General features: G+C 35.8%; 11 protein-coding genes. 4 read left to right on the top strand and 7 right to left on the bottom strand.

The window, feature by feature from the left end; translation table 11 throughout:
• The first annotated feature begins 64 nt into the window (after positions 1 to 64).
• Together LG276_RS08465 and LG276_RS08460 are read left to right on the top strand one after the other, a co-directional pair.
• Positions 65 to 556: a YajQ family cyclic di-GMP-binding protein gene (locus LG276_RS08465; protein WP_224937714.1), complete on the top strand. Its 492-nt coding sequence runs from the start codon at positions 65 to 67 to the stop codon at positions 554 to 556.
• A 121-nt stretch (positions 557 to 677) separates the two neighbouring features.
• Positions 678 to 1544: an SDR family oxidoreductase gene (locus LG276_RS08460; RefSeq protein WP_289433327.1), complete on the top strand. Its 867-nt coding sequence runs from the start codon at positions 678 to 680 to the stop codon at positions 1542 to 1544.
• A gap of 159 nt (positions 1545 to 1703) precedes the next feature.
• Here the strand turns inward: LG276_RS08460 and LG276_RS08455 are convergent, their stop codons facing one another.
• Together LG276_RS08455 and asnB are read right to left on the bottom strand one after the other, a co-directional pair.
• Entirely contained in the window at positions 1704 to 3230 is a 1527-nt protein-coding gene (locus LG276_RS08455) for an alpha-amylase family glycosyl hydrolase (RefSeq protein ID WP_404294050.1), read from the bottom strand.
• Positions 3231 to 3448: 218 nt separating this feature from the next.
• Entirely contained in the window at positions 3449 to 5296 is a 1848-nt protein-coding gene (asnB, locus tag LG276_RS08450) for an asparagine synthase (glutamine-hydrolyzing) (RefSeq protein ID WP_224937711.1), read from the bottom strand.
• Between the two features lie 211 nt (positions 5297 to 5507).
• Here asnB and LG276_RS08445 point away from each other — a divergent pair, with 211 nt between their 5' ends.
• Positions 5508 to 6077, top strand: coding sequence for a DUF2777 domain-containing protein (locus LG276_RS08445; RefSeq protein ID WP_095369844.1), 570 nt, complete (start codon positions 5508 to 5510; stop codon positions 6075 to 6077).
• Between the two features lie 74 nt (positions 6078 to 6151).
• Here the strand turns inward: LG276_RS08445 and LG276_RS08440 are convergent, their stop codons facing one another.
• The 5 genes from LG276_RS08440 to LG276_RS08420 all read right to left on the bottom strand — a co-directional run bounded on the left by LG276_RS08440 (position 6152) and on the right by LG276_RS08420 (position 12990).
• A complete protein-coding gene (locus LG276_RS08440) occupies positions 6152 to 7882 on the bottom strand; it encodes a putative bifunctional diguanylate cyclase/phosphodiesterase (RefSeq protein WP_404294048.1) in 1731 nt (576 codons plus the stop codon).
• Positions 7883 to 8399: 517 nt separating this feature from the next.
• Positions 8400 to 8750 (bottom strand): YisL family protein, encoded by a 351-nt coding sequence (locus LG276_RS08435; RefSeq protein WP_224937709.1) that lies wholly within the window; start codon positions 8748 to 8750, stop codon positions 8400 to 8402.
• Positions 8751 to 8864: 114 nt separating this feature from the next.
• A complete protein-coding gene (locus tag LG276_RS08430) occupies positions 8865 to 9761 on the bottom strand; it encodes a fumarylacetoacetate hydrolase family protein (protein WP_281202603.1) in 897 nt (298 codons plus the stop codon).
• 78 nt (positions 9762 to 9839) lie between these two features.
• Positions 9840 to 11012 carry a DUF418 domain-containing protein gene (locus LG276_RS08425; RefSeq protein ID WP_404294045.1) on the bottom strand — a complete coding sequence of 391 codons (1173 nt, stop codon included), beginning with the start codon at positions 11010 to 11012 and terminating at the stop codon, positions 9840 to 9842.
• 385 nt (positions 11013 to 11397) lie between these two features.
• Complete coding sequence (locus tag LG276_RS08420) at positions 11398 to 12990, bottom strand: long-chain-fatty-acid--CoA ligase (protein ID WP_404294043.1); 1593 nt, start codon at positions 12988 to 12990, stop codon at positions 11398 to 11400.
• A 196-nt stretch (positions 12991 to 13186) separates the two neighbouring features.
• On the opposite strand from LG276_RS08420, the gene LG276_RS08415 reads away from it, so the two are divergent.
• Positions 13187 to 13408: a spore germination protein gene (locus tag LG276_RS08415; RefSeq protein WP_095369849.1), complete on the top strand. Its 222-nt coding sequence runs from the start codon at positions 13187 to 13189 to the stop codon at positions 13406 to 13408.
• Positions 13409 to 13423: the final 15 nt, after the last annotated feature.

The raw sequence follows: 13423 nt of genomic DNA, 5'->3' as shown, positions 1-13423 counted from the left end.
TGCTATATTCTACTATAATAAGAACATAAAGTGAAACTCTTTTCATGAGGAGGACAATTATTTTATGGCTAAAGAAAGTTCATTTGATATCGTATCAAAAGTAGATTTTGCTGAAGTCACTAACGCAATTCAAATTGCAATGAAAGAAATACAGACACGCTATGATTTTAAAGGAAGCAAAAGCAAGGTTACTTTAGAAAAAGAAGAGCTTGTTCTTATTTCTGATGACGAATACAAACTAGAGCAACTGAAAGATGTGCTAATTAGTAAGATGATTAAACGAGGGATCCCGATTAAGAATTTAGATTATGGCAAAATTGAGCCTGCTTCAAGTGGCACAGTTAGACAAAGAGCAAGCTTAGTTCAAGGGATTGACAAAGATAACGCGAAGAAAATCAATACATTAATTAAAAATAGCGGTGTTAAAGTTAAGAGTCAAATGCAAGATGATCAAATCCGCGTCACAGGGAAAAATAGAGATGATCTTCAACAAATCATCTCACTAGTAAGAGATGCTGATTTAACAATCGATGTTCAATTTTCTAATTATCGATAATTACATACTAGCTAAGAGGCAGTGATTCCACTGCCTCTTTTTTGTACTTAAGTTTGTCCTCATAACAATGTAAGGTTTTCAACATAATAAAAAGGGAAAACAACAGCAAGGAGGGATTAGGATGGATAAAAAACAATTGCCCAAAAGCTTTATGGCACAACATCAAAATCATCAACCAGGAACGGAAGAGGAAATGATTCCTAAGCCAATTTATGTGAATGAAGATTATAAACCTGCTGGAAAACTAGAAGGTAAAGTAGCTATTATTACTGGCGGTGATAGCGGTATAGGTAAATCTACAGCTATATACTTTGCTAAGGAAGGGGCAGACGTCATTGTTCCTTATTTAAATGAGCATGAAGATGCAAAAGAAACCAAAACATTAGTCGAACAAGCTGGGAAGACATGTCTTTTAATTAGCGGAGACCTTTCATCAGAAACTTTTTGTCAGGAAGTTGTAAAGCAAGCGTTAAATCAATTTGGGAAAATAGATATTCTTGTTAATAACGCTGGTGAACAGCATCCACAAAAAAACATCGAGGACATAAGTGGTCAACAACTTGAAAAAACTTTCCAAACAAATATTTATGCTATGTTTCATTTAACAAAAGCCACCCTACCACATCTAGGAGCTGGCAGCACGATTATTAATACCGCTTCTGTCACCGCTTATGCAGGTAATGAACTATTAGTCGACTATTCCTCAACTAAAGGGGCCATTGTCTCTTTTACTAGGTCACTTTCATTGCAGTTAGCTTCCAAAGAGATTAGAGTGAATGGGGTGGCTCCTGGTCCAATTTGGACACCATTGATTCCATCCACTTTCTCTGCTGAGGAAGTTGCATCATTTGGTAAAAATGTTCCAATGAAAAGAGCGGGACAGCCCTTTGAACTCGCTCCGGCTTATGTCTTCTTAGCAAGCGATGATTCAAGTTATATGAGCGGACAAATGTTGCATATTAACGGCGGGAAAATTGTAAATGGATAGGGAAAGTAAGAGGGGACAAGACCAAAAAAGAATGCTACATATCTTTTTCTCTCTGCCCCACTATATCTAGTGTAATATAACCTTGAAATGCACCTAACCAATCAAATTACATTTACTATCAAAAAAAGATGCCGAGAGTGTTTCGGCATCTTTTGTTCTCTATTCTCCTGTCCGATTTCTACCTCTTCTTCGAGCCAAGAATAAAAAGGCAAAGAAGGCAAGTAACACTGATAACAATGTTGCTCCATAAACAAAGTTAAACCCTTGCTTTTCGGTAAGAACATAAATTTCAGCTTCTTCTCGGTCTAGGACGAGATGATATTCATTTTGATCATTGCTTCTTACTAACCCACCAGCTAATAATCCTCGTAACTCTTTATCATTCTCTATCTCTTCTCCAGTTAATACTAAATCTTTCGTACCACTTGTATTATTGATGGCTACTATTGATGTTTCTTCTTTAAATTGTCTCTTAAAAACCGTAAAACCTTCACTTTCATGTAAAAGAGTGAAATCTCCTTTTGCAATAGAAGGTAATTTTTCTCTTGCTTTTGTTAGCTGTCCGATGAACTCAATTAACTCAGGATCCGTACGAAAATCCATTTGTCTGCGGTTATCAGGTGTTTCATTCCCTATTAACGCAATTTCACTACCATAATATAACATTGGAATCCCAGGGGTTGTAAACAAATACGTTAACGCTGTTCTCCACCTTGGTCCTGGATGTTCATTTAATGCGACTGGCTGATTTGTAAAGCGAATCATATCTTTACTATCAATTAGTCTTGTAACCATATTTGGCTCTTCATATGTATCAATGTTATTTTCGATGTCACCAATAGTATCAGTCATTGACACATCCGGTTTTACAAATGCTTCCCTTATATTAGATGTTGAAGCATAGTCTGTTAAGCTATCTATTCCAGTCATTTCATATTTAGCAATTTCTTGTGGGTCTGTGGACCATACTTCACCTAAAACAAAAAACTCGTTATCGGTTTCTTTTACACTGTCTACAAAGCTTTCAAGAAAATCTTTATCCGTTAACTGGATGCCTTCTAAACGATAACCATCTACACCTGTTTCTGTTATCCACCATTTAGCCGCTTCGATGATATATTGTGCTGCTTCTTCATTCTCATAATTGATTTGTGGCAACCCAGCTAACCAATCTTTCGTGAACATATCTGGTGTTGAGATCTCCTCAATTTCCTTCAACCAATCTGCTTTAGTAGGGTCGTTTACCCATGGGTGTGTAGCTGCAACATAATTTAGTGGGAAATCAATTATAACATTGATATCTCTTTTGTGTGCTTCTTCCACTAGTCGTTTAAATTCTTCCAACGTTCCGAAATGTTCTTCTGTTTCATAGAAGTCTTCCACCCAATATCCATGATAACCTTTATCGGCGTTTGCAAATATCGGGTTCAAGGTAATCGTCGTCATACCTAAATCTTCAATATGATCAAGTCTTTCAATAATACCAACAAAATCACCACCATGAAACGCTTCAAGGTCCTTCACATCCACATGGTAATCATTCTTACTATCTACATTGCTAAAACGATCAATCATAACATAATAAATAAGTTCATCCTGTAAGCTTCGTTTTTCTTCTGCTAATACACTTGGCACCAATGACACTAGTAATAGCGGAATTAAGATGAGAGTGATGACCTTTTTCATCTTTCTCCTCCTTAATGATAGTTTGTCTCTATTTTACAAAAACGTTAACCATTATAGATTAGCGGTTTGTTGTTACTTCGTCAAACAGAAGTGAACAAAATATTTAAAATCGTAACATTTCTTTTATATCGTACTAATTAATTGGAGTGAGACCTCTATTTTTATCGTAGAAAAAAAGAGGTGCTCCCATAATAATTAAAAAGGGAACACCTCTTTTTTTAATCAACAATATTAATATTATAATCTTTAAACCAATAATGGATTTGTGCTAAGTGAGCGAGAAGCTGCGGTCCAGTCATTAATTGCCCAAACCATGGAACTTGAAAAGCAGAGCCTTCAGTTGCCACGATTTCTCGTAAATTCTTTTCATCGAATAATTCAAAAAGAACGGAGGATGAATCTTCTAACACGTCATTCAACATTTTTGTCACGATGCTAATATAAGCAGGGTTATGTGTTTTCGGATAAGGGCTTTTTTTACGATATAATACCTCGTTTGGCAATACCCCTTCCAACGCCTTCCTTAAAATTCCTTTTTCTCGATTACCATGCATTTTCATATCCCATGGGATATTCCATACATATTCTACTAGGCGATGATCTGCGAAAGGAACACGAACTTCTAAACTAGCTCCCATACTCATTCTATCTTTACGATCTAATAACGTTGTCATAAAGCTGAGCATGTTTATATAGAATAATTGCCGTCTTCTTGCTTCTTCCGATGTTTCACCTTCTAAAAGGGGGGTTTCAGCAATCGCTTGATTAAATTTATCCATACTGTAATCTTTTAAGTTTAATTTCTTTCTCCAATCTTCTTTCAAAAGGCGCTGTCTTTCATCGATTGATCGCATCCAAGGGTATCCAGTTCGACTGAGATCATCCGATCGATGAAACCATGGATAGCCTCCAAAAATCTCATCCGCACATTCCCCCGACAAACTAACCACATGCTCTTTTTTAATTTCACGACAGAACCAAAGTAGAGAAGAATCGATATCTGCCATACCTGGTAAATCTCTTACATGAACTGCTTCAACTAAATGAGCGGCAAGCTCCTCCTGTGAAATAATGCAATTCTGGTGAACGGTATGGAAAGTGTCTGACATTTTCTTAATATAAAAACCATCAGCATTTGGTTGGAAATCGTTTGCCTTAAAGAATTGATCATTGCCTTCGTAATCAATGCTATAGGTTTTTAATGGTGGCTTTCCCTCTTTTTGATATGCTGTGGCTGCAATGGCTGTAATCGCACTTGAATCCAATCCACCAGATAAGAGCGTACATAAAGGAACATCCGATACGAGTTGTCTTGTTACTGCATCTGTAACAAGATGACGTACTTTTTCAGCTGTCTCATCTAAAGAGTCTTCATGTTTTTTGCTTTCCACATTCCAATATCGCCAAATCTTTAACCCTTGTTGTGATAGTGTTAACGCATGAGCTGGTCGTAGCTCTTTCACCCCGCGAAAAACACCTGACCCAGGGGATCTTGATGGTCCAAGGCCGAATACCTCTGCTAATCCCTCTCTATCTACTTCTGTTTTTACTTCTGGATGTGCTAAGATCGCTTTTATTTCTGAACCGAACAGTAACCCCTTTACTGTCTCTCTATAAAACAGCGGCTTAACTCCTAATCGATCTCTACCAATAAAAAGTTCTTGACCGTTTTCATCCCAAATCGCAAAGGCGAATATCCCATTTAAATATTGAAGGCAATTTTTTCCCCATTCAATGTAAGAAGTTAGTAGAACCTCTGTATCAGAATGACCCTTAAACGAATATCCTTTTATAAGGAGATCTTTTCTTAAATCTTCTGTATTATAAAGTTCGCCATTGTAACAAATTGTATAGCGATTTTGATTCTTATCAATGGTCATTGGTTGCTTCCCGCCAACGGGATCAACAACGACTAATCGCTTATGACCAAATCCGGCTGGCCCAGAAGAAAAAATATTCGTATCATCAGGACCCCTTTTAGATAAAGTATTCGTCATTTTTTCTAGTGTCGGACGTTCATTTTGCATATTTGTATTGAAGTCAACCCAGCCCGTGATTCCACACATGGCTTCTTCACCCTTTCTACGAGCATCATAGATGCAGCAATATTTAAGCGGATAATTTAATGATGTCAAACGAGTGGAATTGCCCGGAACATCATGCATGGATTTATTCTATGCGAGCTAAAATAAATGGTTAATTGTCCTAGATAAAGGTTATAAAACAATAGGAAATTGCCAAAAAATAGAGTGAAAGACTTTTACCTGGAGGTTTATGATGAACAGACAACAACGACTCAATTTAATAGAACAACAATCAAGAGCCTATATGGAGGGGAATGTTGAATTTATTAATAATCAGTGGGTATTTTTTGACCAGGAAACGGATGAAGCATCTTCATTAGAAGAATATCGCCAACAAGAAATTGAGGTATTTAGACTGAAACGGTGGAGAAAAGGTGTATTATCACTCAATGGCCAAATCCATTGCGGGAGTGATCTGCTCCATTTAAAAGATCAAGATCAAATAAGAATTAAAAAGCATCTCGTTTTCTCATTAGAATCATTATTAGAAGAAGTAAATGACGATGCCTTTGTACAATTCATCACTAGTTTAAACAGCATTGATTTCTCCATTTTCGATTGTATTTACTGCTATAATCAGTTAACATTTTTCGGTGATGAAACAAGAAAAAGCGGTGTTAATTTTATGATCTTTGATAATCAAGAACATATTTGTAGCGTACAGCATCATTTCTTTTATTATGAAAAAGAGACAGACCGTTTCGAATTTACTTTAAATAGTGGAAAAAGAATGGTCATTGAAAAAATCTCTTCTTCCGGATAAAATGGGCATACAAAAAAAGACTGTAGACACTCTTTCCTACAAGCTCGTCTACAGTCTCATTTCCATTGTTATGATCATTGCTGCTGCAACCCTTTTTCAAATTCCTGGTTAACTAATGGCTTTTGAAAAAAATACCCTTGAGCAAAGTGGCAATCCAGTTTTTTCAGCACTTTCATTTGCTCTTCTGTTTCTACACCCTCTGCTAGCACTTTTAACTGCAACCCTTTCCCCATCGTAATGATCGCTTTCACAATCGCAGCATCAGATGTATTCATACGTAAATTATGTATAAAAGAACGATCAATTTTCAATGTATCAATTGGCAAATCCTTCAAATAACTTAATGAGGAATATCCTGTACCGAAATCATCAATCGATACTTGAATGCCCATTCTTTGCAACTCTTTCATAACTGCAATACTATGTTTTTTATTTTTCAGCATCGTACTTTCTGTTAATTCTAAAATTAAATACTTCGGTGGAAGGCCCGATTGTTGCAAGGCATCTTTAACAACCTTTAAAAAATGCTTTTGTTGAAATTGGCGTGCAGCTACATTAACCGATATTTGTAAATGGGTAAAACCTTGATCATGCCATAATTTATTCTGCTTACATGCCTCATTTAATACCCATCGACCAATATCGTTAATGAGTCCTGTCTCCTCTGCTAAAGGTATAAATTTTGCCGGAGAGATATTTCCAATTTTCGGATGGTACCATCTAATCAAAGCTTCACTACCAAAAAGCTCTCCACTTTCTAAACAAACGAGGGGCTGGTAATGAAGTGTGAACTGTTTATTTTTTAACGCTTTTCTTAAATAGCCTTCCATCTCGAACCGTTTTAACACTTCATCATTCATTTCTTCAGAAAAAAAAGTTACTTGATTGCCACCTTTCTGTTTAGAAAGATGCATCGCGATATCAGCATTTTTCATCAGTTGTTCGGAATCTATCCCATCATTTGGATATAAACTAATGCCGAAACTTGCTGTGACATGAATCTCTTGTTGTTGAATGACAATGGGACGATCGATGGTCTCAAGCAAAGTCTGTGTGATTCTCATTATTTCTTCTGTCTGTAAATTCTCAGGTAATAAGCATAAAAAGCGGTCCCCACCAAAGCTGCCTAAAAAGCTATCTGTTGGTAATGTCTGATTAACACGGTTAGCCAGTTGCTGAATGATTTGATCGCCTATTAAATATCCAACACTTTCGTTAATCAATTTAAAACGATCGATATCAATAGATAGTAAAGCAAAAGATTGTCGATTTTTTTTCGCCCTTTTCATTGACGAGATTAATTGTTCAGTAAATCTATGTTTATTTGGGAGTCCAGTTAAATGATCATAGTACGATAATTCGGTTAATTTATTTTCGATCTTCTTTAGTTCTGTAACATTTTTAGCAATTCCATATATACAACTTACCTTTTCATCTCGAATAACTGGGATGAGTTTAATATCATAAAAGTCTTTCTTACCAAGTTTCCCAATAATATCTGCTTGGAATTGCTGTGTTTCCCCCATTCTTGCACGGTCAAAAAAAGCTTTGATAATCGGAAGTTGGCGATGATCAAATAAACGAGTAAATGGCAGACCAATCAGCTCCTTTGCTGTATAGCCCGAATTTTCCTCTAAAGCTGAATTGACACTTGTAAAACGATCCTCACCATCAATAGTAAAGATAGATTCTGTGTTATTTTGGAACAAAACATGATAGCACTGCTTTAAGTTTTGGCACTCCATCATTAATTGTTTTGTTCGTTTACGATCATTGACAGGTAATTGAATAAACGAATCGACCATCATCGGCTCCTCCTTTGTTACTGAAATAAACGATGGCACCTGATTTTCAAGCTGCATTTGTCCATTTTGTCAATTCCTGATAGTATAGCTGCCATTTCGTGTATCCTCCTGCGAGTGTATGTCCACCTTTCATTCGTCAACATTTGATACTTTATAATCCAACCTCGATTTACCATTATAATGACGTTTATTATCTTTGACGATCATAAAAAGCTCTTTCCTCTAACACTCACAAATCTTTTATCGGTTCATTCTCATTTAATTCAATAACCGCCCACATCTTTTACTTCATAATCAATCATATGGAGGTTCTTATCCTTACAAGGTTAAACATACCCTCAAACAATAAAGCCTGTGTCAGATAGCGCAGCTTCGCCTTATATAGTAGTAAATACCCAAAAAAAAAAGAAAATAAATATAGTACTATCAGATTAAAAATACCATAAAATTCGAGATAAAGACATCAAAAAAAGAAAAAAGCTGCTAGTTTTAGCAGCTTTCAATAGAGTCTTTTCACCTACATAAATGGTTTGAATCCTAATGGCAAACTTAAGCCTAAATAAAGGACAAGTAAAAAAGCGACAATTAATTGTACCCATAAGATGGTTGTTTTTTTGCCCTTTTTATTACGAATTAGGATCATTTCCCACATAGAGATAATCCATAAGCCAACAAGCGCTTTCAATACATACATAATATCAATATTACTAATTGAGAAAAGCATACCTACACCTGTGGCAATGATTAATAAGTAAAATAATCTTAGAATCATATGTACCACTTTATCTTTGCCATTTTTCTGCAATGATAAGGCAACAAAGAATAGAATAAAGGCAACGATCCATGTTGTTAAATGTGCATGTGTCACATTAGAACCCCCTTAAATTTCTTATTCTCTTATCCTTAGAGAATAATTCGTTTACATCATACCATAATCCAATAGATAAAGCCTAAGGATTACTATCAATCTTTACAATAATGATTAATTAATACTCATTATTGTATTAGATAACTGTCCTACACCTTCAACTGTGATTTCAATATGATCACCTGGTTTTAGAAAACGTGGTGGTTTAAAGCCATTACCAACGCCAGCAGGTGTACCTGTGGCAATAATATCTCCTGGTTCTAGCGTCATCCCTTTTGAAAGGATGTGAATAACCTTCTCGATAGGAAAGATAAATTTTGAAGTATGAGAATCTTGTCTTACTTCTCCATTGACCTTAGTCGTAATACGCAAATCATTAGGATTTGTTAACTCTTCTTTCCCAACAATCCACGGACCTATCGGACATGATTGATCCAGGCTTTTCCCTAAAAAGTATTGCTTATGTTTAGATTGTATATCTCTTGCTGTTATATCATTAATAATCGTATAACCAAACACATAATCTAACGCTTCCGCTTCTTCTATCTCTTTGCCTTTTTTACCGATAATAACCCCTACTTCTCCTTCATAATCTAACATTTCTGTTAGTTGTTGATAATGAGGGATTTCTTCGTCTGGAGCAGCTACTGTTGTAGGTGACTTCGTAAAGACAATCATTTCTTTAGGAATATCTGCTGCACTTCCCATTTCAATTGCATGTTCTGCATAGTTTTTCCCTACACAGAAAACATTCTTTTTCGGCCTTGGAATTGGTGCTTTTAATTGAATGTCTTCTAAGGCTATCAACTGGGCAGATTCACTTTCATCGCTTATTAATTCCTGTATGAATGTGTCGCTCCATTTTTCATGTCCGATGGCATCCACTAAATCTTCTGGCAAAGGTACCCCTTTGTTTTGTGCAGCCTCCTGCAAAGGTAAGACCATTTTTTCATCTTTCACAAGTACGCCGTAAGCTTGTTTATTATTGTATTCATATGTAATGTACTTCACTCTCTACACCCCTTTTTAAATAAGTATAGCGTAAATTAACTGAAATGTTAGCAAATGATTGTGAATAATAGATGACTCTTACTTTTGGATTTTTTTAAATGTAGACGGCTTTTGCCAATAAGTGAACCATCTCCAACACCATTCGAATGGGCCATATACAAAATATTTCATCCATATCATGCTGAGTACAATTTGACATACGTATAATATAAGGGCAATCATGGTTCCTGTCAGCAATGATACATTGCCATACAATCCAAATCCATAACTGTAAAATAAACATGTAGCTACAATGGATTGCATTAAATAATTCGTCATAGACAAGCGCCCGATTGTTTGTAAAGGTTTTGTGATCATACCTATCTTGCTATTAACGAGCACAAGGATGAGTAGGCTATACCCAACCGCTACCAATGGGCCCCCAAAGATATCTTGTATATATTGCATTGCTAAATTAGTACTAATGAAATATGGTAATAGTTTAATAAGGTACCCAGTAGTAAGAAATACAATCATGAGAACGAACGCTGTCATCCGTCTTTGTTCAAGTTTTTCAACCACTTGAAGCTTTCGTAGCCCTGCTCCAATTAAAAACAATGGTAAAATACTAATCATTAAAATGGGCATTGTGGCCAAATTATTATTCATTAACCAGTCATCTATATTCTGGCGGACGATTTCTAGCCATGTGCCTGATTGATATACCTGAACAATGTCAGCAACAGATGTCGTCATCATTACCGAAAGATCTGGTTCTATGAATAACGTAAGAAATAATACCCCTACTAAGAGTAGATTAGGAATAATATAAATGAGTAGACCAAGTAAAATTAACAGTTTCCCTGACAGTTCTATGAATAAAATAAGAGCAAATCCTGCGATAGCATAGGTAACTAAAATATCTCCATGCCAAATGAATAATGCGTGACATAAACCGATGATTAATAAAAATAGAAATCTTCTTGCGAGTAATAATGGACTATGAACGCCTTTTAACTCTGCCCTTTCTTTTAGAATCATGACACCATAGCCAAATAATAAAGAAAATAACGGATAAAAACTCGCTTGAAAAAATACATCAATAATAGGAAAAACCGTACTATCCCCTGCTTTATCCCAATAATTAAACGGATTTATATGCGTATATGGTGAATGGAAAGATAAAAAATTGACTATTAAAATACCAAATAAAGCGAATCCCCTCATCGCATCGATGGAATGAATCCTTCTGTTTTCGTTAAGCGATTGCATAACTTCCTCCTAAGAAATTAATTTACAATTGAACTAAGTCGTTGCTTTTACCTCCTTCTCTTTTTCCCAGGCTATTCCAACTGCCGGACTGTAATTTGTTAACTGATCACTATTTCTATTAGAATCTAATTAGAGAATAAAAGGAGAGCCACCCGAAACAGTTAACCTATTTCTTCCTTTAATTCCAATATTCATCAACACACTACCTTAATATAGCATATTTTCTACTATCAATTTAATCATTTTCTCTTACTATTTTTTTGCAGTTTCTTAACGTACATTACCGAATATGAAAAAAAGCATATCTTTGTCTTAAAAGATATGCCCATACTTCTCATTATTAAAATAAATCCAAAAAACATGCGCTCTCGCTTAAACAAATTGTTCAATTAACATATCTACCGTTTTTCCCGCTTGTAGCCCAATAATCGTTACGCAAATGAATTTTTTGGATTTTTCCTGAAGCTGTTTTTGGTAGTTCGTTTGTAAATGTTACGCTAGTTATCGCTTTAAAATGAGCCATATTTTCACGAGTAAAAGCAATAATATCTTTTTCGTTCACCCCGTCCATCCCTTCCTTTAAAACAATAAAGGCATGTGGGGTTTCGCCCCATTTCTCATGTGGTACGGCAATAACAGCTGCTTCCAAAATTGCAGGATGTTCGTATAATACACCTTCAATTTCAATGGAAGAAATATTCTCACCACCGGAAATAATAATATCTTTCTTACGATCCACAATGTCTATGTTGCCATATTGATCAACCGTCCCCATATCCCCCGTATGTAGCCAGCCATTACGAATCGTTTCTGCTGTTGCTTTTTCATTTTTCCAGTAACCTTTCATTACCCCGTGACTACGTACAACCACTTCGCCAATATCTTTGCTATTATTTGCAACTTCTGCACCATATTCATCAACAACTTTCACTTGAGAACCAATCATTTGATAACCGGCTTTTGCCTTCATTCTATATGTTTCTTTTTCAATTATTTGGATATGAGATCTGATTTGTGATATCGTGCTTAGTGGTGAAGATTCGGTCATCCCATATACTTGGATAAAGTCCCAGCCCATCTCAGCTTCCACTTTAGAAACAAACGCAGGCGGCGGCGCAGAACCTGCAATCACTACGCGAATAGGATGTGAGAACTTCGTTTGATGCTGATCATAGTATTGCATTAAGCTATTCAATACAGTCGGTGCCATATGTACGATAGACACTTTATACTTCTCTATTGCTTGAAAGATGACTTCTGGTGTCGTTTTACGCAGACATAGTTGTTTTGCCCCATTCGCTGTATAATAAAATGGTGAACCCCAGCCGTTAACATGAAACATTGGCAGTACATGAATAAGTGTATCTTGATCACTCACTCGCAAATGATGCATCGTACTTAATGCATGTAAGTAGTTGTTACGATGAGTAAGCATCACACCTTTTGGGTCTCCTGTTGTTCCACTCGTATATAACAAAGAACATACATCCTCTTCGTCTATTTCTTCTCTACAAAAACTTTCTTCAGGAAAAGATGCTAACCAATTGTCATAACCAATTTCAGTTGTATCACTATCCATATCATGAACAATAATCGTTTCTACTGTTACTAACTGATCTTTAATTGGTTGTATCAATCTATACAGTTCTTGATCAACGAAAAGTACTTTTGATTCACTATGATTTAATATGAAAACGTAATCATTTGGTTGTAGCCGGATATTAAGAGGAACCATAATTGCATTTAATTGATATACTCCATAAAACCCTTCAAGCATTTCCACAGTATTTGGCGCTAAATAAGCGACGCGGTCTCCCTTTTGTACACCAATGCTTTGCAGACCATGTGATAATTGATTCACCCTTTTATTCAATTGATTATATGTAAGTGTGAGCGTATCACCATATATTGCTTCTTTATCTCCATATAACCTTACCGCACGATCTAGAAATTCAGTTAATATTAACGGTACCTTCACGGTAAATCACTCCTAAAATAATTAAAATTTTCTGATTATAATTATTTTAGCATTTCAACAGTCTGACATCTATATTTTTCACCCTTAATCATAAAGTTTCTTCACACTATTACACTAGGCACATAGGATAATGATAAATAGATAATTAGGGCATTCGCCCGTTTTCAAAACTTCAGTGTACGCAAAGGGTGTTGATATGCCAGCAATTGTTGGAGCTGTTCAAGTGATTTCTATAGGAAGTAGTTCCGTTTTTAACATTGGTGATATTTATAAAGTAATGCCCCTCTCTAATGCCAAAACGTTTTCTGGTGCCGGTTCTTTTAATACAGGGGATGGATTAGATGTCGTTAACTACAATAGCACAACCAACACATATGATAACGATAGCGTTGACCAAGGTAACTACTTTAATGCATAACTTTAAGGTGATGAG

The organism is Cytobacillus kochii (genome assembly GCF_044790165.1).
GTDB lineage: Bacteria > Bacillota > Bacilli > Bacillales > Cytobacillaceae > Cytobacillus > Cytobacillus kochii.
Note: the sequence above shows the minus strand (reverse complement) of the source record. Positions and strands in the feature narration are given on the sequence as shown.

Bases quoted from the DNA above. Each gene is read 5' to 3' on its own strand.
- LG276_RS08445 (WP_095369844.1), top strand. From the start codon at position 5,508: ATGAACAGACAACAACGACTCAATTTAATAGAACAACAATCAAGAGCC.
- LG276_RS08440 (WP_404294048.1), bottom strand. From the start codon at position 7,882: ATGGTCGATTCGTTTATTCAATTACCTGTCAATGATCGTAAACGAACA.
- LG276_RS08455 (WP_404294050.1), bottom strand. From the start codon at position 3,230: ATGAAAAAGGTCATCACTCTCATCTTAATTCCGCTATTACTAGTGTCA.
- LG276_RS08415 (WP_095369849.1), top strand. From the start codon at position 13,187: ATGCCAGCAATTGTTGGAGCTGTTCAAGTGATTTCTATAGGAAGTAGT.
- LG276_RS08465 (WP_224937714.1), top strand. From the start codon at position 65: ATGGCTAAAGAAAGTTCATTTGATATCGTATCAAAAGTAGATTTTGCT.
- LG276_RS08460 (WP_289433327.1), top strand. From the start codon at position 678: ATGGATAAAAAACAATTGCCCAAAAGCTTTATGGCACAACATCAAAAT.
- LG276_RS08425 (WP_404294045.1), bottom strand. From the start codon at position 11,012: ATGCAATCGCTTAACGAAAACAGAAGGATTCATTCCATCGATGCGATG.
- asnB (WP_224937711.1), bottom strand. From the start codon at position 5,296: ATGTGTGGAATCACGGGCTGGGTTGACTTCAATACAAATATGCAAAAT.